This window comes from Caballeronia cordobensis (assembly GCF_001544575.2).
Classification (GTDB): Bacteria; Pseudomonadota; Gammaproteobacteria; order Burkholderiales; family Burkholderiaceae; genus Caballeronia; species Caballeronia cordobensis.
Window position 1 is genome coordinate 69,262 of sequence record NZ_FCNY02000018.1, and the last position, 24,564, is coordinate 93,825.

Sequence of the window (24,564 nt, forward strand, 5' to 3'; positions counted from 1 at the left end):
GAGCATCAATGAATTCCGAGACGCATTCCACGACACCGCCCGCAAGCATCACGATCGCTTCGCGGGAAAGCCGGCTTGCGATGTGGCAGGCCGAGCATGTGCGGTGTGCGCTGCACAAATTATATCCATCTTGCGACGTGAAAATCCTCGGAATGACGACGCGCGGCGATCAGATTCTGGATCGCACCTTGTCGAAGGTGGGCGGAAAGGGTCTCTTCGTCAAGGAACTCGAAGCCGCGCTCGCCGACGGCCGCGCCGATCTCGCCGTGCATTCGCTCAAGGACGTGCCGATGGAACTGCCCGAAGGCTTCACGCTCGGCGCCATTCTCGAGCGCGAAGATCCGCGCGACGCCTTCGTGTCGCCGCACTTCGAATCGCTCGCGGCGCTGCCCGCGGGCAGCATCGTCGGGACGTCGAGCCTGCGCCGCGAAGCGATGATCCGCGCGCGCTTTCCTGATCTCGATGTGCGTCCGCTGCGCGGCAATCTCGACACGCGTCTTGCCAAGCTCGATCGCGGCGAGTACGCGGCGATCATTCTCGCGGCGGCTGGCCTGAAGCGGCTCGGTCTCGAAGCGCGCATCCGGGCGCTGCTCGATCCGGCCGACAGTCTGCCGGCGGCGGGGCAGGGCGCGCTCGGCATCGAGATTCGCGCGGATCGCGCCGACATGGCCGCATGGCTCGCGCCCTTGCACGATGAGCAAACCGCGCTCGCGGTCGAAGCGGAACGCGCGGTCTCGCGCGCGCTCGGCGGCAGTTGCGAAGTGCCGCTCGCGGCCCACGCCGTATGGCGCGACGGCGCGCTCTTTCTGCGCGGCGCGGTGTCGATGCCCGATGGCCGTCGCGTGCTGCGCGCCGAAGAGACCGTCCGTTCGCCCGATCTCGCCGGCGCGCTCGCGCTGGGCCAACGCGTCTCGGCGGATCTCGAGGCGCAGGGCGCGATCGAGATCGTCAACGCGCTCACGACGATGAGCCGCACGGACGGCCCGAACACCGCGCCCTCGGGGCCCGCCTCCTGATGGCGAGCGAGCGCCGCGCCACCGTCGTCGTCACGCGTCCGGGCGGACAGTCGTCCGCGCTGCTCGCGCTCCTCACGAGCGCCGGATTCGAGACGCTGGAATTCCCGCTCATCGACATTGCCCCCATCGCGGACGACGCGCCGTTGCGCGCCGCGCTCGACGAGCTGTATCTGCCGCCGGACGCGTCCGGGCGTTATGCGCTCGTCGTGTTCGTGTCGCCGAATGCGATCGATCATGCGTTCGGGCGGCTCGGCGCGCCGTGGCCCGCGGATCTGCCGGTCGCGGTCGTCGGTCCCGGCTCGGTCGCGGCGCTCGCGCGGCAGGGCGTGACAGCGCCGTCGCATCGCGTGATCAGCCCATCGGCGGAAGACGCCGATCCGCGTTTCGATTCCGAAGCGCTCTATACGGCCATCGAAGCGCATTTCGGCACGAACGGTCTGGAAGGCAAACGCGTGCTGATCGTGCGCGGCGACGGCGGCCGCGAATGGCTCGCCGAGCGCCTCGCGGAAGCCGGCGCGAAGGTCGAGAAGGCGAGCGCGTACCGGCGCGTGCTGCCCGAACCGTCCATGCAGAAGTGGGAGCGCATCCACGAACTGCTCGCCGGGCAGCCGCACGCATGGCTGCTGACGAGTTCCGAAGGCGTGCGCAATCTCGCGGAACTCGCGCACGAGCATCTCACCGCCGACGAAATCGCGCGCCTGAAACGCGCGCCGCTCGTGTGCCCGCATCCGCGCATCGCCGAAGCCGCGCGGGGAGCGGGTTTTGATAGGATTACGGTGTCCGGCGCGGGCGACGAACGCATCGCACATTCGCTGGAAGCGCTGTTCCCGGCCGTAGAAACGCAACGCGAAGCGGAGGCCCACGCACGAGCGAGCGCATCGAGCTCGGTTCATTCCCCATCCGCGCCGGCGCACGCCAATCCGGCCACCGCGCCGGCTCACTCAACGGCCTATGAAACGGCTCAATCACGCATGACTGATTCGAACGATTCCAAGAAAGCTTCACCTCAGCCGAACGTGACACCGCCCCTGCCGCCGAACACGCCTTTCACGCCTTTCGAGCAGCAGAAGCATCGCGGCGGCGCGGGCATCGTGTTGTTGTGGCTCGTGGTCGTCATTCTGGCGGTGGCGGCGGGCGCGGGCGCCTTCGTGCTGAACCGCAAGTTCGATCGCGCCGACACGCAATTGTCGCAACGTCTCGCCCAGGCCGACGAACAGAACGCCGATCTGCGCGCGAAAGCCGATCAGGCCGCGAGCGCGACCACCACGCTCAACACGCAGATCATCCAGCTGCAAGGCAAGCTTGCGGACGCCGAAGCGCACAGCCAGGCGCTGCAGCAGCAATATCAGGATCTCGCGAGCAATCGCGACGACTGGACGGTCGCCGAAGTCGAGCAGATTCTGTCGAGCGCGAGCCAGCAGTTGCAACTGACCGGCAACGTTCAGCTCGCGCTCTTCGCGCTGCAAAGCGCCGACGAGCGCCTCGCTTCGACCACCGGCCCGCAAGTCGTGGCGATCCGCAAGGCGATCGCGGCGGACATCGACAAGCTGAAATCCGCGCCCACGACCGACCTCACCGGCCTCGCGATCAAGCTCGACACGGCCATCGACCAGATCGGCCAGTTGCCGCTGTCCGGCGAAGCGCCGATCGAGCGCGCGCGGGCGCAGGCCGCCGAGCCGGCCGATAGCGCGTCGATCGCGGCGGCGACCGGCGAGCCGCGCTGGAAGGTGCTGTGGCGTCAGATCACGGGCGGCATCGGCCAGCAACTGTCGAGCCTCGTGTCCGTGCGGCGCATCGACAACGCCGACGCCATGCTCACATCGCCCGATCAGGGGTATTTCGTGCGCGAGAACGTGAAGCTGCGACTGTTGTCCGCGCGTCTGTCGCTGCTTTCGCGCAGCGAGCCGACGCTCAAGTCGGACCTGCGCGCCGCCGACGCCGCGCTTGCGCGCTACTTCGATGCATCGTCGAAAAAGGTTCAGGCCGTGCGCGATCTCGTGAAGCAGGTCGATCAGGCGTCGCTCGCCGTCGCCGTGCCGAATCTGAACGCGAGCCTTGCCGCCGTCCATCAGTTCAAGCGAGGCGGATGATGACGATTCGAGGACTCATCTGGCTCGCGCTGCTGTTCGCCTTCGCGGTGATCATCGCGACCGTCGGCGGCTTCAACGGCGGGCAAATCCTGCTCGTGATGCCGCCGTATCGCGTGGACGTGTCGCTCAACCTGTTCGTCGTGGCGCTCGTCGTGCTGTTCATCGTGCTCTACGGGATCATCCGCGCGGTGCGCGGCGTATGGAAAATGCCGGCGCGCGTGGCCGCGTACCGCGCGCGCAGCAAGCTCGCGAAGGCGAATGCCTCCTTGCGCGATGCGATCGGGCATCTGTATGCCGGACGCTTCTCGAAGGCGGAAAAGGCCGCGCGCGACGCGCTTTCCGCCGAATCCAACAAGGGCGCGGCCGGGCTCATCGGCGCGAACGCGGCGCATCGTCTGCACGAGTACGCGCGCCGCGACGAATGGCTCGCGCAGGTTGCCGGCACGGACTGGCAGGACGCGCGCCTGATGGCCACCGCCGACATGCGCGCCGATGGCCGCGACGCCGACGGCGCGCTCGTCGCGCTCACCGAGATGCAGGCGCAGGGCGGCCGGCGCATCCATGCGCAGCAGATCGCGCTGCGCGCCCAGCAGCAGTTGAAGAACTGGGGCGAGGTGCTGAAGCTCGTGCGCATGCTGGAAAAGCGCGAGGCGCTGCATCCGGCGGTCGCGGTGCGGCTGCGTCAGGTGGCGGCGGAAAACCTGCTGCGCGACCGGCGCCACAATCCCGACGCGCTGCTCGAACTGTGGCAGTCGCTGTCGGCGACCGAGCGCCAGTCGCCGCGTCTCGCCGACCTCGCCGCCGAACTGCTGATCGCGCTCGACCGGCGCGCGGAGGCGAGGAAGATCGTCGAGGATGCGCTCGCGCATAACTGGGACGCGCGGCTGCTGCGGCGCTACCCGGACTGCGTCGTCGGCGGCGATGCCTTCCCGCTGATCCAGCGCGCCGAGGCCTGGCAGAAGGAGCGCTCCGAAGACGCCGATCTGCTCTTCACGCTCGGGCGGCTGTGCCTGCATCAGCAGTTGTGGGGCAAGGCGCAGGCGTTCCTCGAATCGGCGCTCAAGCTCGCCGATACCGAGCACAACGAACCGCTCAAGATCCGCACGCATCGCGCGCTCGCCCGTCTGCACGAGCAGCTCGGCGACGCGCAGAAGGCGGCGGAGCATTACCGCGCGAGCGCGCTGGCAATGAATATCGTCTGATAACAACCAACATCGGTCGCTCGAAAAACGAGCCGCATGACGAACGGTCATGCGGCTCTTTCTTTTTCGACTTGGGGTTTTCCGCTGTCTGTACGCCAGCGCACGGCTATCGATCTGGCCGCATGGTCTAGTTCCACACCAACAATTTGAATGATGGCTTGCGCGCATTCGATGCGACGCTGCCCATCACACAGGAGGCGACGTGAAACGACGACTTCATAGGTTCATCGGACTCGCGCTGGCTGTGTTTCTGTCGTGGCCCGATACATCGCACTATTTCGCGCAGGGCGTCATCACCAATGCACCGTGGACCGGCACCTGGGCGGCCTCGACCGACATCACGGGCGATCCCGGCTTCAACAACCAGACGATTCGTCACATCGTGCATACGAGCATCGGCGGCACGGCGGCGCGGATGACGTTTTCCAATGTCTTCGGCACGCAGCCGGTCACGCTCGGCGACGTGCATATCGCACGCCGTGCGAGCGGCCCGCGCACGGTGCCGGGCACGGACAAGCCGGTGACGTTCAAGGGTCAGCCGTATGTGACGATCCCGGTGGGCGGCACGGTGCAAAGCGATGCGGTCGCGTTCGAAGTGCTGCCGCTCGACGACCTCGCCATCAGCTTCCATGTGCCGTCGAAGACGCCGCCGCGCTCGACGGGCCACATGCAGGGCTTGCAGGACAACTACATCGCGCCCGGCGACGTCAGCGCGGACACGGAGTTCGCAGCGGGCGTCGTGAACGCGGCGGGCGAGCAGTCGTACTACTTTCTGACCGGCCTCGACGTGATGAACGCCGCCGCGACGGGCGCGATCGCGACGTTCGGCGCATCGATCACGGATGGCTTCTCGTCCACGCCCAACACGAACGGCCGCTGGCCGAACCGGCTCGCGGAACGGCTCATCCGCGCGGGCATGAACGTGGGCGTGCTGAATCAGGGCATCAGCGGAAACGAGCTTTTCGCGGACGGCAACGGCCAGGCCGGCCTGACGCGCTTCGGCCGCGACGTCATCGGGCAGACGAACGTGAAGTGGGTGATCATTTCCGACGATGCGGTGAACAACCTCGTCAACGGCAATCCGCAGAGTGCGCAGCGGATCATGGACGCCTATCAGCAGCTCGTGTCGCAGGCGAACCAGGCGAAAGTGATGGCGATCTGCTCGACGCTCACGCCGTTTCAAGGCCTGGACGAGTGGACGCCGGACATCGAGACAACACGCCAGACGGTGAATGCGTTCCTGCGCGACAAGAATGCCAGCGGGTGCGATGCCGTGCTGGACCAGGCGGCGGCGCTGGGCGATCCGGCGGGCAGCGCGACGTCCACCGCGTTCGCGCGTGCCTACAACAGCGGCGACAACCTGCATCCGAACGACGCGGGCATGCAGGCGATCGCCGATGCGGTCGATCTGTCCTGGTTCGCCTCGCTGCCGCTGATCAGCTCGGCAAGCGCGTGCGGCCGCCTCTCGATGGGAGAGGGCATCGCGATGGGCGGATCGCTGCCGGCATGCAGCGGAAATGTGCGGCTGAACCTGCAGGGGGACGGCTTTCTCGTCGCCGTGCTCAACGGTTCGACGATCTGGTCATCGAAGGTGAGCGGCGCGCCTGGCGTGCGCTTGCGCATGCAGGAAGACGGCAATCTGGTGATGTACGACAGCAGCGGCGCGGTGGTCTGGCAGACGCGCACGAACGTTCCCGGCTCGTACGCGCTGATCCAGAAAGACGGTCATCTCGTGATCTATTCGCCGCAGGGCACGGCGCTGTGGTCGAGCGCGGGATGACGCACGGCCCGAGAAAAGATCAGTACGTGGGAACCGACGGATCGACCTGACGCGACCACGCGTCGATGCCGCCGTACAGGTTGAACGTCTTCGTAAAGCCGCGCGATTCCAGGAACATCGCGACCTGGGCGCTGCGCGCGCCGTGATGGCAGATGCAGACGATCTGTGCTTCGTCGTCCAACTCCTCGCTGCGCGCGGGGATGTCGCGCATCGGGATCGACACGATGTTCGCCATCTGCGCCGTCTGGATTTCCCAGGGCTCGCGCACGTCGAGCAGAACGGGGGCGGGGCGCGAGGCATCCGCGAGCCACGCGGCGAGTTCGGGTGCGGTCAGGTTTTGCATGGAGATTCCGGCAGGACGCGCGGTGCCGGCCGGGCCGGCGCCGCGCTTTCGGCTTAGAACTTGAAGAGCGACGGATGCACCGCGTTCTTCAGCGGCGCGACGAGCGTTTCGAAGACATCGGACACGCGGAACTGCTTTTCGTCCACGCGCGTGATGATTTGCGCCTTCATGACCGGCGCGGCCCCGACGAACGCGGCGATGCGCCCGCCGATTTTCAGCTGCTCCAGAAATTCCTGCGGAATGACGGGCAGCCCGCCCGATACGCAGATCACGTCGTAAGGCGCGCCCTGATTCCAGCCAAGCGCGCCGTCGCCGGTGATCACTTCCACGTTCGTCACGCCGTTGGCCGCGAGGTTCTGCTTCGCGAAATCGGCGAGTTCGGGGGCGATTTCGACCGTCGTCACGCTGCGGCCGCGATGCGCGAGCAGCGCCGCCATGTAGCCGGAACCCGTGCCGATTTCCAGCACCGTTTCGCCCTTGTGAATCGCGAGCTCCTGCAGGATGCGCGCTTCGATCTTGGGCGCGAGCATGCGCTCGCCGCCGGGCAGCGGAATTTCGAGGTCCGCGAAAGCGATGTTGCGGTACGCGGCGGGAACGAAGTTCTCGCGCTTGACGATCGCGAGCAGGTTCAGCACGTCCTGGTCCAGCACTTCCCACGGACGAATCTGTTGCTCGATCATGTTGAAACGCGCTTGCTCGATGTTCATGTTCTGTGTGCGTGATGACGACCGGAGCGGTTGCATCGCGGCCGGATGCGGGGCTTGAAAACTCCGCGATTGTAGCAAAAGGACGGGTTTTCCCGCCCGTTTCGCGCGAGCGCCGTCTGTCGCGGGCCGCTAGTGCGGCAGACGGATATCGAACTTGTAGGTGACGAGACGCGCAAGCAGGATGAACGCCGTCGACGCGAGCACGTTGTAGATCGTGTCGACGTCGAGCCGTTCGAGCCCGAGATAGATCCAGCAGCCGGCGAACGCGCAGACCGCGTAGGGGCGCGAGTCGCGCAGGATCAGCGGTACTTCGTTGCAGAGCACGTCGCGCAGAACGCCGCCGAACACGCCGGTGATGACACCCATCATCGTCGCGGTGAAGGCGGGCATTTGCGCGTCGAGCGCGATCGACGTGCCCGACACGCTGAAGAGACCGAGCCCGACCGCATCGGTGACGAGGAGCGCGCGCTGATCGAACAGACGCGAGGTCACACGCAGGAAGAATGGCGCGAAAATCGCCATCGCGAAAATGAAGAGCACGTAATCCTGGTGCTCGACCCAGTAGAACGGGCGGCGCGAGAGCAGCACGTCGCGCACCGTGCCGCCGCCGAACGCGGTGACGAGCGCGACGAGAAACGCGCCGACCGCGTCGAGCCGGCGCTTGCGCGCCTCGATGAGCCCGGAGAAGGCGTACGCGAAAATCGCGAGCGCCTCCATGACCGCAATGGCGAGGCTGAGTCTAGGATGCACTGTCCGGCCCCGGATGCGGGTTCTTGCCGAGGCGCTGCCCTTGCGTTTTGTCCTGCGGATGGTTGTGATGCCGCGGCGCGCCGCCCGGCTGCAGCAGCACGAGCACCGCGCCCGCGCCGCCGTCGTGCGGCCGCGCCTGACAGAACGCGATCACTTCCGACTTCTGCACGAGCCACGCGCGCACCTTGCCCTTGAGCACCGGTGCCTTGCCGATGGAGCCGAGACCTTTGCCGTGAATCACGCGCAGGCATCGCAGTCCGCGCTTCACGGCTTCGCGGATGAATTCGGCGAGCGCCTCGCGCGCTTCCTCGCGCCGCATGCCGTGCAGATCGAGTTGCGCCTGCACGATCCACGCGCCGCGCCGCAGCTTCTTTACGACTTCCTGACTGATGCCGGGACGGTAGTAGGACAGCGTTTCATCGATATCGAGCAGGCTTTCCGGGTCGTATTCGTCGGAGAGCGCTTCCTGCAGCACGGCTTCCTCGTCGCGGCGGCTTTGCAGCGGCTCGGGCGGCGGCGGCACGCGTGTGATGGTCGTGCGCGGCGGCGTCTTGAGCCGCTCGACTTCGCCGATCGCGCGACGGAACTCGTCGGCATCCGCGACGGCTTCGCGCTCGGCGCGCACCGCCGCGACGCGCTGCACTTCACGCTTCTCGGCGCTGTCCTTCAGCGCGCGCTTCAGCGACGACAGGCCCGCGAGCCCCTCGCGCCGGACGGCCGCGGCGACGTCGGCCGGCTTGCTCGGCGCAGGCTCGACGGGCCGCGGCGCGGGCTTCTGCCGGGCTTTCGGTTCGTTCGGATGGGGGAGGTTCTTCGGCATCGTTCGGCCAGCGGAAATCGTCGAAAATCGGGCTCGGACCGCGGCGCACGCGCGCCGAAACAAAAACGGGCCGGCGGCGCGAACCGTGGCCCGTTGCTGACCAGCGTGCGTCACGCGAGACGGCTGGCATTCATTTTACCGGCTCGCCGCGCGCCGTTCGCGTCGAAGGGTCGATCAGCGATCCGCTTCGTGGCTCATCGAATGCGGCGTCGGCGTCTCGTTGATGGTCTCAAGATAGCGCTGCGCGTCGAGCGCGGCCATGCAGCCCGTGCCCGCGCTCGTGATCGCCTGGCGATAGACGTGATCCTGCACGTCGCCTGCCGCGAACACGCCCGCGAGGCTCGTCGCGGTGGCGTCGCCGCTCGTGCCGCCCTTCGTGATGATGTAGCCGCCCTTCATTTCGAGCTGGCCGGCGAAGAGATCGGTGTTCGGCTTGTGGCCGATCGCGACGAACACGCCCTGCAGCGCGAGATCGGTGGTCTGGCCGCTTTGCGTGTCCTTGATGCGCAGGCCGGTGACGCCGGAGTCGTCGCCGAGGACTTCGTCGAGCACGTGATTCCATTTGATATCGACGACGCCTTCCTTCTCTTTCGCGAGCAGCCGGTCGATCAGGATCGGCTCGGCGCGGAACTTGTCGCGGCGATGCACGACCGTGACCTTCTTCGCGATGCCCGCAAGATAGATCGCTTCCTCGACGGCCGTGTTGCCGCCGCCGATCACCGCGACTTCGCCGTTGCGATAGAAGAAGCCGTCGCAGGTCGCGCAGGCGGACACGCCCTTGCCCATGAACGCTTCTTCCGACGGCATGCCGAGATACTGCGCCGACGCGCCCGTGGCGATGATGAGCGAATCGCAGGTGTACTCGCCCGAGTCGCCGATGAGGCGCATCGGACGCTCGTTGAGCTTCGCGGTATGAATGTGATCGAACACGATGTCGGTGTTGAACGCGCGCGCGTGCTCTTCGAGACGCTGCATCAGTTCGGGACCCTGGACGCCCGAGGGATCGCCCGGCCAGTTCTCGACGTCGGTCGTGGTCATCAGCTGGCCGCCTTGCGCGAGGCCCGTGATGAGCAGCGGCGACAGGTTCGCGCGCGCGGCGTAGACAGCGGCGGAGTAGCCGGCGGGGCCGGAACCGAGAATCAGCACTTTGGCGTGTTTGGGCGAAGACATGATGATGGTCCGTTATCGATGGTCAGTCTGGAAGCCTGTCTGGCGTCTGCGATGCAGCAATAGCGACGCCAGCGGTGACGGCAAAAGGCGCGTCGAGGCTTCCGCTGAACCGTATTTAGGTGCAAAAGGGGCATTATAAAGGCCGCCGGAAAAGCCTTCCGAGTGAACCTTTCAATCGGATTGATAGGCGAAATGCGTGGATCAGCGCGGATTCGCGCAGATGACGCAGCCGTGACGAGTGTTACAGGTTGCAAGAAGCCGCCCGTTTTTGCGCCTTTCACCGCAATGCAGCGTTTACAATAGGCCACCGTTCCATGCGGCCCCGCGCAACAGGCGAGAGGCCGCAAGAAAGCGACACCGAATCAATGGCCAAAGCTACTTATTCCGCGAGCCCGCAGGCATTGCCGCACCGCATGTCGCGGCTCTTCACCGAGATTCGATGGATTCTCCAGGTCGCCCTCGGACTGTTCCTCGTCATGGCGCTCCTCTCGTACAGCCGCAAGGACCCGAGCTGGACCCACGCGGTGAGCGTCGATCACATCGCCAACTGGGCGGGGCGCGTCGGCGCTTATACGTCGGATATCCTGCTGCTCGTCTTCGGGCTGTCTTCGTACTGGCTGATCGTGCTGCTCGCGCGGCGCATCATCGCGAATTATCGAAAAATCACGCAGCCGCCCGCCGTCGATGAAGACGCGCCCAAAGACCGCACCTGGCTCGCCGAAGCCTTCGCGTTCGTGCTCGTGCTGCTCGCCTCCGACGGCATCGAGGCGCTGCGCATGTGGTCGCTCAAGGTGCAGTTGCCGCGCGCGCCGGGCGGTGTAGTGGGTGATGTCGTCGCGCGGCACGTCTCGCATGCGCTCGGCTTCACCGGCGCAACGCTCTTTTTGCTGATCGCGCTCGCGATCGGCCTGTCGCTGTATTTCCGCTTCTCGTGGCTGTCGGTCTGCGAGAAGGTCGGAGACGGCATCCTCAACGCAATCACCGGCGCGCAATTGCGCCGCGAAGCCGGCCGGGACCGCAAGCTCGGCGAGGAAGCCGCGTCCAAGCGCGAGGGCAAGGTCGTGCGTTCGCGCGAGAAAAGCGAGGATCACGAGCCGGTGATGATCGTGCCCGCCGCGCCGGCGCCCGCGCGCTCCGAACGTGCCGAGAAGGAAAAGCAGGTGCCGCTCTTCAAGGACTTGCCGGGCGATTCCACGCTGCCGCCGCTCGCGCTTCTCGATCCGCCGCCGAAGACGCAGGAAACCATCGCTGCCGACACGCTCGAATACACGTCGCGCCTCATCGAGAAGAAGCTGAAGGATTTCGGCGTGGACGTGAGCGTGGTCGCGGCGTATCCGGGGCCGGTCGTCACGCGCTATGAAATCGAGCCGGCGACGGGCGTGAAGGGCAGCCAGATCGTCGGTCTCGCGAAGGATCTGGCGCGCTCGCTGTCGCTCGTGTCGATTCGCGTCGTCGAGACGATTCCGGGCAAGAACTTCATGGCGCTCGAATTGCCGAATCAGCGCCGCCAGACGGTCAAGCTCTCCGAGATTCTCGGCTCCGAGGTCTATGCGAACGGCGCCTCGCCGCTGACGATGGGTCTCGGCAAGGATATCGGCGGCAATCCGGTCTGCGCCGATCTCGCGAAGATGCCGCACTTGCTGGTCGCGGGCACCACGGGCTCGGGCAAATCGGTCGGCATCAACGCGATGATCCTCTCGCTGCTCTACAAGGCGAGCGCGGATCAGGTGCGCCTCATCCTCATCGATCCGAAGATGCTCGAAATGAGCGTCTACGAAGGCATTCCGCACTTGCTGTGCCCCGTCGTCACCGACATGCGGCAGGCGGGCCACGCGCTCAACTGGGCGGTCGCCGAAATGGAGCGCCGCTACAAGTTGATGAGCAAGATGGGCGTGCGCAATCTCGCGAGCTTCAACACGAAGATCGACGAAGCGAAGAAGCGCGACGAAAAGATTCCGAACCCCTTCAGCCTCACGCCCGACGAACCCGAGCCGCTCACGCGCCTGCCGAACATCGTCGTGGTGATCGACGAGCTCGCCGACCTGATGATGGTGGTCGGCAAGAAGGTGGAAGAGCTGATCGCGCGGATCGCGCAGAAAGCGCGCGCGGCGGGCATCCACCTGATTCTCGCGACGCAGCGGCCTTCGGTCGATGTCATCACGGGCCTCATCAAGGCGAACGTGCCGACGCGCATGGCGTTCCAGGTGTCGTCGAAGATCGATTCGCGCACGATTCTCGATCAGCAGGGCGCGGAATCGCTGCTCGGCATGGGCGACATGCTCTATCTGCCGCCGGGCTCGGGTCTGCCGGTGCGTGTGCACGGCGCGTTCGTGTCGGACGAGGAAGTGCATCGCGTCGTCGAGAAGCTCAAGGAGCACGGCGAGCCGAACTATATCGAGGGCATTCTCGAAGGCGGTCTCGCGGGCGACGGCGACGAAGGCTCGGCGGGCGCGGGCGGAACCGGCGGCGCCGACGGCGAGTCGGATCCTTTGTACGATCAGGCCGTCGAGGTCGTGATCAAGAACAAGCGCGCGTCGATCTCGCTCGTGCAGCGGCACTTGCGCATCGGCTACAACCGCGCGGCGCGTCTGCTCGAACAGATGGAAAACTCGGGGCTCGTGTCGGCGATGTCGTCGAACGGCAACCGCGAAATCCTCTCGCCGGCGCGCGATGCGGAATGACGCAAGCGTCGAGGCGGAATGACGCGCGCGTCCCAACGGAGAACATAACGATGAAGCAATTTACGGGGAATCCCTTCACGAAGGCGCTCGGCGCGGCGATCTTTTCGGCGTCGATGCTGTTCGCGTCGCACGCGTTCGCGAGCGGCACGGAGCAGTTGAAGGCGTTCGTGTCGCAGGTTCATGCGGCGCGCGGCGACTTCACGCAGCAGGAAATCAAGGCGCCGGGCAAGACGAACAACGGCGCGACCTCGAACGCGGTGCCGACCAAGGGCGCGACGTCGAGCGGCACCTTCATGTTCGCGCGTCCGGGCAAGTTCATCTGGTCGTATCAGAAGCCGTATTCGCAAGTCCTTCAGGCCGACGGCGACAAGCTCTACGTCTACGACAAGGATCTGAATCAGGTCACGGTGCGCACGCTCGGCGGCGCGCTCGGCGCGAGCCCCGCGGCGATTCTCTTCGGCAGCAACGATCTGGACAAGAACTTCAACCTGCGCGATGCGGGCGAGAAGGGCGGCATCGACTGGCTCGAACTCACGCCGAAGTCGAAGGACACGCAGTTCGAGACGGTCGGCATCGGCTTCAAGGACGGCAACCTGCAGGCGATGGAGTTGCACGACGTGTTCGGCAACGTCACGCTCCTCACGTTCTCGAACATTCAGAAGAACCCGCCGATCAAGAGCGACACCTTCAAGTTCACCGTGCCGAAGGGCGCGGACGTGATCAACGGGTAACGCCTTCGTAGTGCGGCTCGCGCGAGCCGCACGTTCGCTAGCGATAGTTCGTCACGATCGTCACGCGTGTGGCGGAGGAAGATGCATCGTCCTTCGCGCGTATCGCCAGCGTTCCGCCGAGTGCGCCGAGGTGGTATTCCCCGCCGATACCCGGCGTCATCTTGCGTCCCTTGCCGTCGCTAAAGCTCGCGGCAAGCGCCTGGCCGCCGTTCGTCGCGTGGCCCGCAACCGATAGGGAAACGTCCGCGTTGGGCGGATTGCGTGGATCGGCGCCGTACGTGACGTATAGGGTGTTGCCGGACGACTCGCCGCTGCGCGTCTGTTCGGCGGTCGATACGCCCAGCGTTGGCGTAGTTCCGATGGACACATCGAACGGCGGCGCGACCAACGCGCCTCTGAATGTGATGACGCCGCCCGGGACCCGAGTCGTCGCTGCGCCTGTCATCGGGTAAAGGACCGACGCGCCTGTCAGAGCGATCAGCAGTGTCACATGTGCACCGTTTCGTTTCATCATCGTTTCCCCCTGTTGGACATATCGCGTGTCGTGCTTCGGCTTATTTTTGAGATGCGCGCGAGCTGATATTAGGAGAAATCTGATTGTTCTGACAATGTACTTTCGATAACTAAATTGTCAAAAACTGTCGGTGCAAAAAAGCAGTTTCATCGTTTAAATTGCTGCTAAAAATCATGAATGCGCGGCTTGCATGTCCTCGATGAACGCTTCCACGATCTCGCGCTTCGCGCCGCGCACGCCGCTCGCACGTGTCGCCCGCGTGACCATCTGAAACGCGACGCGATAGCGCATCGTTTTCGGATTCAGCGGCGCAAGCAGCCCTTCCTTCACATACGGCGCGGCGAAATGCTCGGGGAGATAGCCGAGGTGGCGGCCCGAGAGCACCAGCATCGCGACGGCTTCCATGTTGTCCGCGACCGCTCCGATATGGCGCGGTACGAGTTCGCCGGCTTCGGGCAGCGGATAGCTGCGCCACGCCCAGTCGTGCTCGAACGCCTGCGCCGCGCTCACACGCCCCGCGCGCGCGAACAGCGGATGCTCGCGTCCGCAATACGCGAGTTGATCCTCCGCGAAGATTTCCGTGTATTCCAGCGACGGCACGCGATGCCAGAAATAGCCGATCGCCATCTGAATCCGCTCCGACAGCAGCATCTCTTCGAGCTCGCCGGGCGAGCGCACCAGCACCGCGAGGCGCACCGATTCGTCGCGCTGCCGGAAACGCGCGATCGCCTCGCTCACGCGTGCATTCGCGCTGACAGGCGTGTTGCCGATCATGCCGAGCGTGAGCGTGCCGACGAGCTTCCGGCCGACGTTGCGCGCGGTGGAATCGAACGTGTCGACGGCCGCGAGCAGCGTCCTGCACGCATCGACGAACTGCTCGCCGCGCGAAGTGAGCGCGAAGCCGCCGCGCCCGCGTTCGCAGAGCCGGTAGCCGAGCCGCGTTTCGAGCGTCGCGAGCTGCGTGCTGATGGTCGATTGCCCGACGTTGAGCGTGGCCTGCGCGGACGACACGCCGCCCGCATCGACGATGGCGAGAAAGACGCGGATCAGGCGCAGATCGAGATCGGAAAGGTGAGTGAACATGTGCGGCGGCGAAACATCGATAAATATCGATGTTAAGGTATTTTCGTCGCCATTTTAACTTCGCCGAAAAGCGGCTGATAATGGTCGTATCGCAACGAACATTCATTCGACGCCATGAATACGACCTCGCCGTCTTCGCTCTTCGCGCCCGCCGAACACTTCGATTCGCACTTTCTCGAACAGCGCGCCGAGCGCCCGCAGCCGCTGTCGGGCAACCAGATGCCGCGCTGCGGCGGCATCACGACGATGATGCGTCTGCCGCACGTTCCGTCGGCCGAAGGGCTGGATGCGTGTTTCGTCGGCGTGCCGTTCGATCTCGGCACGTCCAACCGCACGGGCGCGCGCTTCGGGCCGCGTCAGGTGCGCAGCGAATCCGTGCTGCTGCGGCCTTACAACATGGCGACGCGCGCCGCGCCGTTCGACTCGCTGCGCGTCGCGGATCTGGGCGATGTCGCGATCAATCCGTACAACCTCCTCGATTCGATCGACCGCATCGAGCGCGCGTATCGCGAAATTCTGAAGCACGGCTGCAAGCCGCTCACGCTCGGCGGCGATCACACGATCGCGCTGCCGATCCTGCGCGCGATTCACGCGAAGCACGGCAAGGTCGGGCTGATTCACATCGACGCCCACGCGGATGTCAACGACACCATGTTCGGCGAGAAGATCGCGCACGGCACGCCGTTTCGCCGCGCGGTGGAAGAGGGCTTGCTGGATTGCTCGCGCGTCGTGCAGATCGGCCTGCGCGGCACGGGTTACGAAGCCGGCGATTTCGACTGGTGCCGCGAGCAGGGCTTTCGCGTCGTGCAGACCGAAGAGTGCTGGAACAAATCGCTCGCGCCGCTGATGCAGGAAGTGCGCGCGCAGATGGGCGACGGCCCGGTCTACATCACGTTCGATATCGACGGTATCGATCCGGCCTTCGCGCCGGGCACGGGCACGCCGGAAATTGCCGGGCTGACGGTGCCGCAGGCACTGGAAATCGTGCGCGGCGCGCGCGGGCTGAATATCGTCGGCGCGGATCTCGTGGAGGTCGCGCCGCCTTACGACCCGTTCGGCACGACCGCGCTGCTCGGCGCGAATCTCGCGTTCGAACTGCTGTGCGTGCTGCCGGGCGTGGAGTACCGGACGGCGAAATAGCGCCTACGCGTACGCGCGGCGCTTGCCCGACACCAGCAGCAAATAGCACACCGCGCCGAGTGCGAGCGCGGGCAGCGTCGCGCCGAGATTCGGCAGCCATTGATTGATCGCGTGATACGCGGCGATGCCGATGCCCCACGCGATGAACGCGCTCACGTGCCAGCCGCCCGAATAGCCGTAGCGGCCGTGCACGTCGCCGAGCACGGCGGCGTCGATGCGGCGCTTTCGCACGATGAAGTGATCCGCCAGCACGACGCCGAACAGCGGCGCGAACACCGAGCCGATGAGCAGCAGGAAGTTCTGGTACTTGCCCATCTCGACGACGAGCGCGACCAGCGTGCACAGCGCGCCGAACGCGCACGAGAGCATCGGCACGCTGGCGCGCGCCCAGAACGTGCCGGTCGAAACGGCGGCGGAATGGATGTCGGCGAAAGCGTTGTCGGTTTCGTCGATCAGAATGAGAAACAGCGCGAGGCCTCCGCCCGCCTGCGCGAACGCGGTCGTCAGGAGCGCGTCTCCTCCGCCCGCCGCGAGTCCGTAGATCGCGCCGAGCGCATAGAACCACAGGTTCGCAATGCCGTAGCCGAGCAGCGTGCCGCGAAACGTGCCGCCCGCGCTCTTGCCGAAGCGTGTGTAGTCGGCGATCAGCGGCAGCCACGAAAGCGGCATCGCCACCACGAGATCGATGCCCGCGCCGAACGCCATCTCGCCCGTGCCGGGACGGGACATCAGCGCGGAAATATCGTGCTTTGCGAGCAGATTCCACGTGAGCCAGCCGGCGCCGCCGAGCAGCAGCCAGATGCCCCAGGAGCGCAGAAAGCGCCGCACGAAGGAGAGCGGTCCGCTCACCGCGAGCAGCGTCGCGAGCGCGCCGAAGATGAGCGTCCAGACGAGCGGCATCGAGAAATGGAAGGATTGCTTCGCGAGCGCATCGGCGGAATCGCGCATCACGATGATTTCGAACGAGCCCCAGCCGACGAGCTGGATCGCGTTGAGCACGGCCGGCACCGACGCGCCGCGCACGCCGAGCGTCGGGCGTAGCGACGACATCGCCGCGAGCCCCGTATCCGTGCCGACGACGCCCGCAAGCGCGAGCAGCACGACGCCGATCGAGGTGCCGATGGCGATCGCCACCAGCGCGTGCGGCAGCGACAGGCCCGGCACGAGCAGCGCGCCCGCCTGCGCGACGAGCAGGCCGATGCCGAGCGAAAACCACAGCGCGAAGGCATCGCTCGTGCCGAACGCGCGCCGCTCGGGCGGCACCGGCGTGAGCGGCGCGTACGTGGCGCTGTCGTCGTGTTGGCCGATAGTCTCTTGCTGCATGGGTTTGGTTCCCTATATTGTCCGGACGGGCTGAACGCGTACGCCCGCCCGGCTGTCATAATTGTCCGATTCTGCGGTCTGATTGCCTTGCGCGACAACCTGGCCATTTGGCCAATGGGCACGCGCGCCGGAAAAGGGCAAGATTATCGCCGTCTTTGATTCACCCGCGCCAATCGAGCAAGCGCCGATTGACGCTCACGCGCATTCGCTGCGCCGACCCAAGCACATGTTCGAAGAAAACCGTGGCACCGTTCCGCTCGCGGAGCGCCTGCGCCCCCGCACCATCGACGACGTCATCGGCCAGAAGCATCTGCTCGGACCGAGCAAGCCGCTGCGCGTCGCGTTCGAATCGGGCGAGGCGCACTCGATGATTCTCTGGGGCCCGCCCGGCGTCGGCAAGACCACGCTCGCGCGCCTCATGGCCGACGCGTTCCATGCGCAATTCATCTCGCTCTCGGCGGTGCTGTCGGGCGTGAAGGATATCCGCGAGGCGGTGGAGACGGCGCAGATTCATCGCGCGAACGGGCATCAGACGCTCGTCTTCGTCGATGAAGTGCATCGCTTCAACAAGAGCCAGCAGGATGCGTTCTTGCCGCATGTGGAGTCGGGCCTGTTCGTGTTCGTCGGCGCGACCACTGAAAATCCGTCGTTCGAGGTGAACAGCGCGCTGTTGTCGCGTGCGGCGGTCTACGTGCTGAGGAGCCTAGACGCCGACGAACTGAAGGAACTGCTCGAACGCGCGACGAAAGAGCTCGGCGGCCTCACGTTCACCGACGAAGCGCGCGACGCGCTCATCGGTTCCGCCGACGGCGACGGCCGCAAGCTCCTGAACAATCTGGAAATCGTCGCGCGCGCGGCGGCGCAGCAAAAGCAGACCGACGTCGACGGCGCGCTGCTCGGCAGCGCGCTCGCGGAAAACCTGCGCCGCTTCGACAAGGGCGGCGACGCGTTCTACGACCAGATCAGCGCGCTGCACAAATCGGTGCGCGGCAGCAATCCGGACGCCGCGCTGTACTGGTTCTGCCGCATGCTCGACGGCGGCGCGGACCCGCGCTACATGGCGCGGCGCATCGTGCGCATGGCGTGGGAAGACATCGGCCTCGCCGATCCGCGCGCCGCGCGCATTACCCTCGACGCAGCCGAGACGTACGAGCGGCTCGGCTCGCCCGAAGGCGAACTGGCGCTTGCGCAGGCATTGGTTTATCTGGCGGTCGCGCCGAAATCGAACGCTGGATATAACGCGTACAACGAGGCGCGGCGCTTCGTGAGCAAGGATCAGTCGCGCGGGGTGCCGGTGCATCTGCGCAACGCGCCGACCAAGCTGATGAAGGAGCTCGGCTACGGGCACGAATACCGTTACGCGCACGACGAGCCCGACGCGTACGCGGCCGGCGAAACCTATCTCCCGGACGGCATGCGCGATCCGCACTGGTACCGGCCGACGCCGCGCGGGCTCGAAGGCAAGATCGGCGAAAAGCTCGACCGGCTCGCCGAACTCGACGAGGCCTGGCGGCGCGAGCATCGCGAGGAGAAGAAACGCTGAAGTCCGGGCGTTGAAGCCGCGCGCGGCCGTTTCGCGCACACGCATTCGGCGTTTCGCCGACCGGTGCGCGTTTGCGACCGGCGCGCGATGACCGTGCGCTAAAATCGGCGTTTCCGATTACTTATCAAAGCAGCCCCCGCCATGCTCGACATCCAACACCTCCGCAAAGACCTGGACGGCGTCGCGAAGCGCCTCGCCGATCGCGGCTACACGCTCGACGTCGCCGCGTTCGCCGCGCTCGAAGCCGAGCGCCGTGAGATCCAGACCCGCACCGAAGAACTGCAGGCACGCCGCAACAGCCTGTCGAAACAGATCGGCGCGATGAAGGGGCGCGGCGAGGACACGTCGGCGGTGATGGCGGAAGTGAGCGGCATCGGCGACACGATGAAGGAATCGGCGGCGAAGCTGGATGACGTTCAGAAGCGTCTGTCGGACCTGATGCTGACCGTGCCGAATCTGCCGCACGAAAGCGTGCCGGTGGGCAACGACGAAACGCAGAATGTCGAAGTGCGGCGCTGGGGCACGCCGCGTGCGTTCGACTTCGAAGTCCGCGATCACGTCGATGTCGGCACGCCGCTCGGCCTCGACTTCGAAACCGGCGCGAAGCTGTCGGGCGCGCGCTTCACGCTGCTGCGCGGGCAGATTGCGCGGCTGCATCGCGCGCTCGCTCAGTTCATGATCGACACGCATACGGAGCAGCACGGCTATACCGAGGCGTACACGCCGTACATCGTGAATCCGGAGATTCTCTACGGCACGGGCCAGTTGCCCAAATTCGCCGACGACATGTTCCGCGTCGAGAAGGGCGGCGACGAGAACACGGTCACGCAGTACCTCATTTCGACGTCGGAGATCTCGCTCACGAACACGGTGCGCGACAGCATCCTCGAAGCGGACGCGCTGCCGGTGAAGCTCACCGCGCATTCACCGTGCTTCCGCTCGGAGGCGGGCTCGTACGGACGCGATACGCGCGGTCTGATTCGCCAGCATCAGTTCGACAAGGTCGAGATGGTGCAGGTCACGTCGCCGGAGCATTCGTACGCAGCGCTCGACGAGATGGTCGGCCAGGCGGAGACCATTCTGCAGAAGCTGGAATTGCCGTATCGCGTGATTACGCTGTGCACGGGCGACATGGGCTTTTCGGCGGCGAAGACGTTCGATCTCGAAGTGTGGCTGCCGGCGCAGAACACGTATCGCGAGATTTCGAGCTGCTCGAATACCGAGGCGTTTCAGGCGCGCCGGATGCAGGCGCGCTTTCGCAACGCGCAGGGCAAGCCGGAGTTCGTGCATACGCTGAACGGCTCGGGGCTGGCGGTCGGGCGCACGCTCGTCGCGGTGCTGGAGAACTTCCAGAACGCGGACGGTTCGGTGACGATTCCCGCCGCGTTGCGCCCGTACATGCGCGGTGCGGAACGGATCGAAGTCGCAGCTTCCGTTTGACACCTATTTGCAAAAAGGGGCTTGGAAAGGTCGGAAGAGTTCGATATACTTTCGTTCTTCGTTGAGCAACGACCGGCTCACGAAGGCCAGTAAGTTGTCAAATGAACTGGTAGCCGGAGAGGTGGCAGAGTGGTCGAATGTACCTGACTCGAAATCAGGCGTACGGTTTTCCCGTACCGTGGGTTCGAATCCCACCCTCTCCGCCAAAATCTGAAAACCCCGCAAGTCGTCAGGCTTGCGGGGTTTTTGTTTTGGGGCTCCGCTGGGGGCGGAGGAAACACGCTGTGCGGCGTGCAGATCGAGCCTCGACAGGCCTAACTCCGCGCACGCGGAGGAAACTGATTGTTCTTGTCCTGCAGGATCGGCAGCACGGGTCTATCTCCGCGCACGCGGAGGAAACATCGCGATGGCATCGTGATACGCGAGCGATGGAGGCCTATCTCCGCGCACGCGGAGGAAACGCTGTCCCAGCGTTCGCCTTCCAGAGTCACGTGGGCCTATCTCCGCGCACGCGGAGGAAACGGTTGCAACAAACTCCACAGGTTGTTTTTTCACGGTCTATCTCCGCGCACGCGGAGGAAACCTTTGCGAATGGCGTTTCGCGCGAGTCGGCGGGGGTCTATCTCCGCGCACGCGGAGGAAACCCCAGCGAGGCCAGCACGGCAGAGCTGATGTCGGGTCTATCTCCGCGCACGCGGAGGAAACCTGACGATGCCGTTGGGTCCGACCTATGAGCGGGGTCTATCTCCGCGCACGCGGAGGAAACGAGAACACAGAACCGTCTGCCAGGAAAGACGAGGGTCTATCTCCGCGCACGCGGAGGAAACTTGACGACGGCGCTTACTAACACATCGTCGGCGGGTCTATCTCCGCGCACGCGGAGGAAACTCAGTACATTCCGGGCGGTACGGTCATCGTCAAGGTCTATCTCCGCGCACGCGGAGGAAACGAACAAGCGCGCGTCGTTGAACTTTCGCGCGTCGGTCTATCTCCGCGCACGCGGAGGAAACGCTGCGCGATTCTTCGTCTTTTGCACGCTGCAAGGTCTATCTCCGCGCACGCGGAGGAAACCGATCAATCTATCACTAACTTCAGTCGCTCTAAGGTCTATCTCCGCGCACGCGGAGGAAACCCTAGATCATAACCTCATGATCCAAAACACCAAATCACCAACCCCACCCCTAGAAAACGCCCCTCAAGTCGTACACCTCGCAATATCAAACCGAAGCTCCGGCTCCGGCACGCCACCATCGTCACTCGACGACTGCTGCACCTTCACCACCGATCCATATACCGAAGGCGTCAGCGTCACGAGCCATGCATTCGATCCGACCATCAACTCCGTCGAGCCTTGATCGCGTCTTGCTTGCGCCGATGGAATCATCCGCTGCAGACAACTCGATATATCCGACGCCGCCCGCGCCGACGAAACGTGAATCACGGGCTTCGAAGCGCGCAGCTCCGGCTCGCTCGTCGAACTGCATGCTGCAAGGGCGGCCGCGCCCGACAGCGCCGCGCAGAAGAAGGCAAATCGATGCAAGGTCATAACGCTCCGGCAAGTCTGAAAACGGGCCACTAAAACACAAACGCGCGCTCGCCACAAGAGCGCGCGATGAGCGCGGCAACCCCGAAATGCCGCGCCCAGGCGGTCCTTCGAGAGGCGGCGCTGCGCGGGAGTGCTATCATCGGCCCCATTGTCCTCGCGCGCCGCCCGCCGCAAACACCGGCGAAAACGCCCGCGCCAGGCAGCAAGAACCCGGCACGAACCCATCGCATTGCTCAATGGCCATCACGCTCAAGACCCCCGCAGACATCGAAAAGTTGCGCATCTCCGGCCGCATGGCCGCCGAAGTCCTCGCGATGATCGCCGAACACGTCCGCCCGGGCGTCACCACCGATGAACTCGACGCCATCTGCAATCGCTTCATCGTCGACGAACTGAAAGCGATCCCCGCCAACGTCGGCTACATGGGTTTTCCGAAAACGGTGTGCACGTCGGTGAATCACGTCGTGTGCCACGGCATTCCCGGACCGAAAGAATTGAAGGAAGGCGACATCATCAACATCGATGTCGCGATCATCAAGGACGGCTACTACGGCGACACGAGCCGCATGTATTACGCCGGCGCGCCGAGCGAGCAAGCCCGCCGCCTCACCGAGACGACCTATGAAGCGATGGTCGCCGGCATCCGCGAAGTGCGCCCGGGCGCGACGCTCGGCGACGTCGGCGCGGCCATTCAGAGCGTCGCGCATCGCGAAGGCTTTTCCGTGGTGCGCGAGTATTGCGGCCACGGCATCGGCCGCGTCTATCACGAAGATCCGCAAGTGCTGCACTACGGCCAGCGCGGCGCGGGCCTGCGCCTCAAGCCGGGCCTCGTCTTCACCATCGAGCCGATGATCAACGCGGGCCGCGCGGCCACCCAGCAATCGCGCGACGGCTGGACCGTGACGACCAAGGACCGCTCGCTTTCGGCGCAATGGGAGCACATGGTCGCCGTGACCGAAGAGGGCTTCGAACTCCTCACGCCGTGGCCGGACGGTACCGGCGCTTATGAAGCGCCCTGAGCGCCGCGGGCTACGCCCGTGTGCGTTGTAAAGCAGTTTCCCGGATTTAGGAATTGACGGGTACGCCCGTTCGGTTGAAGCTATGCCAATGGCCTGCGCGCCGGACCGGCCGACAGAGCCGCACGCGCTAAAGAGCCTGAAAGCCAGAGAGAAATAGTCTGCATGAGCGCACGCATGAGTCCCTCATTGACCGTCAGCCGCATCGCCGCGCAACAAGGTTCGGTTTTGCGCGAGCTTCGCACGGCATCGCTGCGCGAAGCGCCGTACGCTTTCGGCGAAACGCTTGAAGATGCGCTGCTCGTCGACCCGTCGTCGTTCGAAGAAACCGCGGCGCTGCATGCGAATTCGCCGCGGCTCGCGACGTTCCTGCTCTACACGGAAGGTCATCCCTGCGGTCTCGTGCACGCGTACATCGAAGAGACGCCGGGCGCGCGCGCATTCGTGAGCGCGCTCTGGGTCGCGCCCGCCGTGCGGCATCTGCGCGGCGGCGAGCTGCTCATGAACGTCGCGACGCGATGGCTCGCCGCGCAGGGCGCCGCCGAGGTGCATGCGTGGATCTCCGAGGAAAACCGCACCGCGATGCGCTTCTACGAGCGTCTCGGTTTCGGCCCGACGGGCGAGCGCCGCGCGATGCCGTCGCACGAGGAAGAAGCCGAGTCGCTCTTCGTGCGTCACATGCAGGCCGAAGACGACCTCTAACGCACGTCAGTGCGTGTCCTGTGCCCGGTATCCGCGTGCCTGTCGTGCGCACTTCGCGCCCGCATTTCTCGTTATCGATAGCTGAATCGGTCCTAAAAATTATGGCCGTGTGCGACAACGCCTGTAAAATACGCAAAATTTTTGGCCGTTCCTATGTCGCTCAACAAAACGCCCTTCTTCGAACTGCGCAGCGGCTCCGTCGACACGCTTCTCTTCGTCGTCAAGACTCCCGACCTCAATGCCCTGCGCACTGAACTCACGCGGCGCTTCGAGGCGACTCCCGAATTCTTCGCAGGCGATGTCGTCGCCATCGACGTGCGCCGTCTCGCCGAACAGGAGCGCGTCTCGCTCGTCGATCTCGAAGCCTTGCTCAAGAGCGTGCGCATGCGTCCGATCGGCATCGTCGCGCTGCCCGCGCAGACGTGGGCGATTCAATGGGCGAACGAAGGCGGCCTGCCGATTCTCGAAGCACGCGACAGGCGCGGCGCGCCCAAGCCCTCGGCCGACGAAGCGAAGCCGAACACCGAAGCCGCCGCCGTGATCGAAGCGGCGGTCGCGAAGGAACCGCCGCCCGCGAGCCTGCCGCAGCCCGCGACCATCATCGACCGTCCGCTGCGCTCGGGCCAGCAGGTCTACGCGAAGGGCGATCTGATCGTGCTCGGGCTCGTGTCGTACGGGGCCGAGGTGATCGCGGAAGGCAATATCCATATCTATGCGCCGTTGCGGGGCCGCGCGCTCGCCGGCGTGCATGGCAATCTCGACGCGCGCATCTTCTGCACCTGTCTCGAGCCGGAACTGATTTCCATCGCGGGCATCTATCGGACGACCGAGAACCCGCTGCCCGCCGATGTCGCGAGCAAGCCGGTGCAGATCTGGCTGCAAGAAGAAAAACTGATGATCGAACCGCTGCGGCTGACCTGACGAGTTGTATCGGCTCGCGCGCCCGATTCCCGCGGCGCGCGCTCGA

General features: G+C 65.3%; 21 protein-coding genes, 1 tRNA gene and 1 CRISPR repeat array. Of the genes, 13 read left to right on the forward strand and 9 right to left on the reverse strand.

Translation table 11 applies throughout. The features are described 5' to 3' along the window. The first annotated feature begins 8 nt into the window (after nucleotides 1-8). From hemC to AWB70_RS28450, 4 genes are all read left to right on the forward strand, one after another. Nucleotides 9-1,016, forward strand: coding sequence for a hydroxymethylbilane synthase (hemC, locus tag AWB70_RS28435; protein WP_053567660.1), 1,008 nt, complete (start codon nucleotides 9-11; stop codon nucleotides 1,014-1,016). Continuing rightward, complete coding sequence (gene hemDX, locus AWB70_RS28440; RefSeq protein ID WP_053567661.1) at nucleotides 1,016-3,106, forward strand: fused uroporphyrinogen-III synthase HemD/membrane protein HemX; 2,091 nt, start codon at nucleotides 1,016-1,018, stop codon at nucleotides 3,104-3,106. The genes hemC and hemDX overlap by 1 nt, the downstream gene beginning before the upstream one ends. After that, a complete protein-coding gene (locus tag AWB70_RS28445; protein ID WP_014190704.1) occupies nucleotides 3,106-4,308 on the forward strand; it encodes a heme biosynthesis protein HemY in 1,203 nt (400 codons plus the stop codon). The genes hemDX and AWB70_RS28445 overlap by 1 nt, the downstream gene beginning before the upstream one ends. 202 nt (nucleotides 4,309-4,510) lie before the next feature. Beyond that, complete coding sequence (locus AWB70_RS28450; RefSeq protein ID WP_053567662.1) at nucleotides 4,511-6,088, forward strand: GDSL-type esterase/lipase family protein; 1,578 nt, start codon at nucleotides 4,511-4,513, stop codon at nucleotides 6,086-6,088. Nucleotides 6,089-6,107: 19 nt separating this feature from the next. Here the strand turns inward: AWB70_RS28450 and AWB70_RS28455 are convergent, their stop codons facing one another. From AWB70_RS28455 to trxB, 5 genes are all read right to left on the reverse strand, one after another. Next, the gene (locus AWB70_RS28455; protein ID WP_014190706.1) at nucleotides 6,108-6,431 is read right to left on the reverse strand and encodes a rhodanese-like domain-containing protein; all 324 of its coding nucleotides are present in this window, start codon (nucleotides 6,429-6,431) and stop codon (nucleotides 6,108-6,110) included. Between the two features lie 53 nt (nucleotides 6,432-6,484). Further along, nucleotides 6,485-7,138, reverse strand: a complete 654-nt coding sequence (locus AWB70_RS28460; RefSeq protein WP_014190707.1) for a protein-L-isoaspartate O-methyltransferase family protein — start codon at nucleotides 7,136-7,138, stop codon at nucleotides 6,485-6,487. 129 nt (nucleotides 7,139-7,267) lie between these two features. Continuing rightward, nucleotides 7,268-7,888, reverse strand: coding sequence for a trimeric intracellular cation channel family protein (locus tag AWB70_RS28465; RefSeq protein ID WP_014190708.1), 621 nt, complete (start codon nucleotides 7,886-7,888; stop codon nucleotides 7,268-7,270). Beyond that, entirely contained in the window at nucleotides 7,878-8,708 is an 831-nt protein-coding gene (locus AWB70_RS28470; protein ID WP_053567663.1) for a Smr/MutS family protein, read from the reverse strand. Before AWB70_RS28470 ends, AWB70_RS28465 begins: the two co-directional genes overlap by 11 nt. 174 nt (nucleotides 8,709-8,882) lie before the next feature. After that, nucleotides 8,883-9,878, reverse strand: a complete 996-nt coding sequence (gene trxB, locus AWB70_RS28475; RefSeq protein WP_014190710.1) for a thioredoxin-disulfide reductase — start codon at nucleotides 9,876-9,878, stop codon at nucleotides 8,883-8,885. 365 nt (nucleotides 9,879-10,243) lie between these two features. Here trxB and AWB70_RS28480 point away from each other — a divergent pair, with 365 nt between their 5' ends. Both AWB70_RS28480 and lolA read left to right on the forward strand, forming a co-directional pair. Further along, nucleotides 10,244-12,559, forward strand: coding sequence for a DNA translocase FtsK (locus tag AWB70_RS28480; protein WP_053567664.1), 2,316 nt, complete (start codon nucleotides 10,244-10,246; stop codon nucleotides 12,557-12,559). Between the two features lie 50 nt (nucleotides 12,560-12,609). Further along, nucleotides 12,610-13,290, forward strand: coding sequence for an outer membrane lipoprotein chaperone LolA (lolA, locus tag AWB70_RS28485; RefSeq protein WP_053567665.1), 681 nt, complete (start codon nucleotides 12,610-12,612; stop codon nucleotides 13,288-13,290). A gap of 37 nt (nucleotides 13,291-13,327) precedes the next feature. On the opposite strand, the gene AWB70_RS28490 is transcribed toward lolA, so the two are convergent. Together AWB70_RS28490 and AWB70_RS28495 are read right to left on the reverse strand one after the other, a co-directional pair. Further along, a complete protein-coding gene (locus tag AWB70_RS28490; RefSeq protein ID WP_235024380.1) occupies nucleotides 13,328-13,657 on the reverse strand; it encodes a hypothetical protein in 330 nt (109 codons plus the stop codon). Between the two features lie 318 nt (nucleotides 13,658-13,975). Beyond that, nucleotides 13,976-14,887, reverse strand: coding sequence for a LysR family transcriptional regulator (locus AWB70_RS28495; RefSeq protein WP_053567667.1), 912 nt, complete (start codon nucleotides 14,885-14,887; stop codon nucleotides 13,976-13,978). A gap of 114 nt (nucleotides 14,888-15,001) precedes the next feature. Between AWB70_RS28495 and speB the strand changes: the two genes are divergently transcribed. Beyond that, nucleotides 15,002-16,027: an agmatinase gene (speB, locus tag AWB70_RS28500; protein WP_053567668.1), complete on the forward strand. Its 1,026-nt coding sequence runs from the start codon at nucleotides 15,002-15,004 to the stop codon at nucleotides 16,025-16,027. Between the two features lie 3 nt (nucleotides 16,028-16,030). On the opposite strand, the gene cytX is transcribed toward speB, so the two are convergent. Continuing rightward, nucleotides 16,031-17,350: a putative hydroxymethylpyrimidine transporter CytX gene (gene cytX / locus AWB70_RS28505; RefSeq protein WP_053567669.1), complete on the reverse strand. Its 1,320-nt coding sequence runs from the start codon at nucleotides 17,348-17,350 to the stop codon at nucleotides 16,031-16,033. Between the two features lie 226 nt (nucleotides 17,351-17,576). Here cytX and AWB70_RS28510 point away from each other — a divergent pair, with 226 nt between their 5' ends. The 3 genes from AWB70_RS28510 to AWB70_RS28520 all read left to right on the forward strand — a co-directional run bounded on the left by AWB70_RS28510 (nucleotide 17,577) and on the right by AWB70_RS28520 (nucleotide 20,539). Further along, nucleotides 17,577-18,893, forward strand: a complete 1,317-nt coding sequence (locus AWB70_RS28510) for a replication-associated recombination protein A (RefSeq protein WP_041730193.1) — start codon at nucleotides 17,577-17,579, stop codon at nucleotides 18,891-18,893. A gap of 141 nt (nucleotides 18,894-19,034) precedes the next feature. Continuing rightward, complete coding sequence (serS, locus tag AWB70_RS28515) at nucleotides 19,035-20,333, forward strand: serine--tRNA ligase (RefSeq protein WP_053567670.1); 1,299 nt, start codon at nucleotides 19,035-19,037, stop codon at nucleotides 20,331-20,333. A 115-nt stretch (nucleotides 20,334-20,448) separates the two neighbouring features. Further along, nucleotides 20,449-20,539: transfer RNA gene (locus AWB70_RS28520), tRNA-Ser, on the forward strand. Nucleotides 20,540-20,647: 108 nt separating this feature from the next. After that, a CRISPR array of direct repeats spans nucleotides 20,648-21,465; the repeat unit is 25 nt; unit sequence CTATCTCCGCGCACGCGGAGGAAAC. A 121-nt stretch (nucleotides 21,466-21,586) separates the two neighbouring features. On the opposite strand, the gene AWB70_RS28525 is transcribed toward AWB70_RS28520, so the two are convergent. After that, nucleotides 21,587-21,817 (reverse strand): hypothetical protein, encoded by a 231-nt coding sequence (locus tag AWB70_RS28525; protein ID WP_159680330.1) that lies wholly within the window; start codon nucleotides 21,815-21,817, stop codon nucleotides 21,587-21,589. Between the two features lie 298 nt (nucleotides 21,818-22,115). On the opposite strand from AWB70_RS28525, the gene map reads away from it, so the two are divergent. The 3 genes from map to minC all read left to right on the forward strand — a co-directional run bounded on the left by map (nucleotide 22,116) and on the right by minC (nucleotide 24,518). Next, nucleotides 22,116-22,898 carry a type I methionyl aminopeptidase gene (gene map / locus AWB70_RS28530; RefSeq protein WP_053567671.1) on the forward strand — a complete coding sequence of 261 codons (783 nt, stop codon included), beginning with the start codon at nucleotides 22,116-22,118 and terminating at the stop codon, nucleotides 22,896-22,898. A gap of 174 nt (nucleotides 22,899-23,072) precedes the next feature. Then, nucleotides 23,073-23,597: a GNAT family N-acetyltransferase gene (locus AWB70_RS28535; protein WP_014190721.1), complete on the forward strand. Its 525-nt coding sequence runs from the start codon at nucleotides 23,073-23,075 to the stop codon at nucleotides 23,595-23,597. 153 nt (nucleotides 23,598-23,750) lie between these two features. Continuing rightward, nucleotides 23,751-24,518 (forward strand): septum site-determining protein MinC, encoded by a 768-nt coding sequence (minC, locus tag AWB70_RS28540; protein WP_014190722.1) that lies wholly within the window; start codon nucleotides 23,751-23,753, stop codon nucleotides 24,516-24,518. Nucleotides 24,519-24,564 lie beyond the last annotated feature (46 nt).

Excerpts from the sequence above, each read along its gene's own strand:
- hemC (WP_053567660.1), top strand. The coding sequence starts at position 9 with ATGAATTCCGAGACGCATTCCACGACACCGCCCGCAAGCATCACGATC.
- hemDX (WP_053567661.1), top strand. The coding sequence starts at position 1,016 with ATGGCGAGCGAGCGCCGCGCCACCGTCGTCGTCACGCGTCCGGGCGGA.
- AWB70_RS28445 (WP_014190704.1), top strand. The coding sequence starts at position 3,106 with ATGACGATTCGAGGACTCATCTGGCTCGCGCTGCTGTTCGCCTTCGCG.
- AWB70_RS28455 (WP_014190706.1), bottom strand. The coding sequence starts at position 6,431 with ATGCAAAACCTGACCGCACCCGAACTCGCCGCGTGGCTCGCGGATGCC.
- AWB70_RS28460 (WP_014190707.1), bottom strand. The coding sequence starts at position 7,138 with ATGAACATCGAGCAAGCGCGTTTCAACATGATCGAGCAACAGATTCGT.
- AWB70_RS28470 (WP_053567663.1), bottom strand. The coding sequence starts at position 8,708 with ATGCCGAAGAACCTCCCCCATCCGAACGAACCGAAAGCCCGGCAGAAG.
- trxB (WP_014190710.1), bottom strand. The coding sequence starts at position 9,878 with ATGTCTTCGCCCAAACACGCCAAAGTGCTGATTCTCGGTTCCGGCCCC.
- AWB70_RS28480 (WP_053567664.1), top strand. The coding sequence starts at position 10,244 with ATGGCCAAAGCTACTTATTCCGCGAGCCCGCAGGCATTGCCGCACCGC.
- lolA (WP_053567665.1), top strand. The coding sequence starts at position 12,610 with ATGAAGCAATTTACGGGGAATCCCTTCACGAAGGCGCTCGGCGCGGCG.
- AWB70_RS28495 (WP_053567667.1), bottom strand. The coding sequence starts at position 14,887 with ATGTTCACTCACCTTTCCGATCTCGATCTGCGCCTGATCCGCGTCTTT.
- speB (WP_053567668.1), top strand. The coding sequence starts at position 15,002 with ATGAATACGACCTCGCCGTCTTCGCTCTTCGCGCCCGCCGAACACTTC.
- cytX (WP_053567669.1), bottom strand. The coding sequence starts at position 17,350 with ATGCAGCAAGAGACTATCGGCCAACACGACGACAGCGCCACGTACGCG.
- AWB70_RS28510 (WP_041730193.1), top strand. The coding sequence starts at position 17,577 with ATGTTCGAAGAAAACCGTGGCACCGTTCCGCTCGCGGAGCGCCTGCGC.
- serS (WP_053567670.1), top strand. The coding sequence starts at position 19,035 with ATGCTCGACATCCAACACCTCCGCAAAGACCTGGACGGCGTCGCGAAG.
- AWB70_RS28525 (WP_159680330.1), bottom strand. The coding sequence starts at position 21,817 with ATGCAGTTCGACGAGCGAGCCGGAGCTGCGCGCTTCGAAGCCCGTGAT.
- map (WP_053567671.1), top strand. The coding sequence starts at position 22,116 with ATGGCCATCACGCTCAAGACCCCCGCAGACATCGAAAAGTTGCGCATC.
- AWB70_RS28535 (WP_014190721.1), top strand. The coding sequence starts at position 23,073 with ATGAGTCCCTCATTGACCGTCAGCCGCATCGCCGCGCAACAAGGTTCG.
- minC (WP_014190722.1), top strand. The coding sequence starts at position 23,751 with ATGTCGCTCAACAAAACGCCCTTCTTCGAACTGCGCAGCGGCTCCGTC.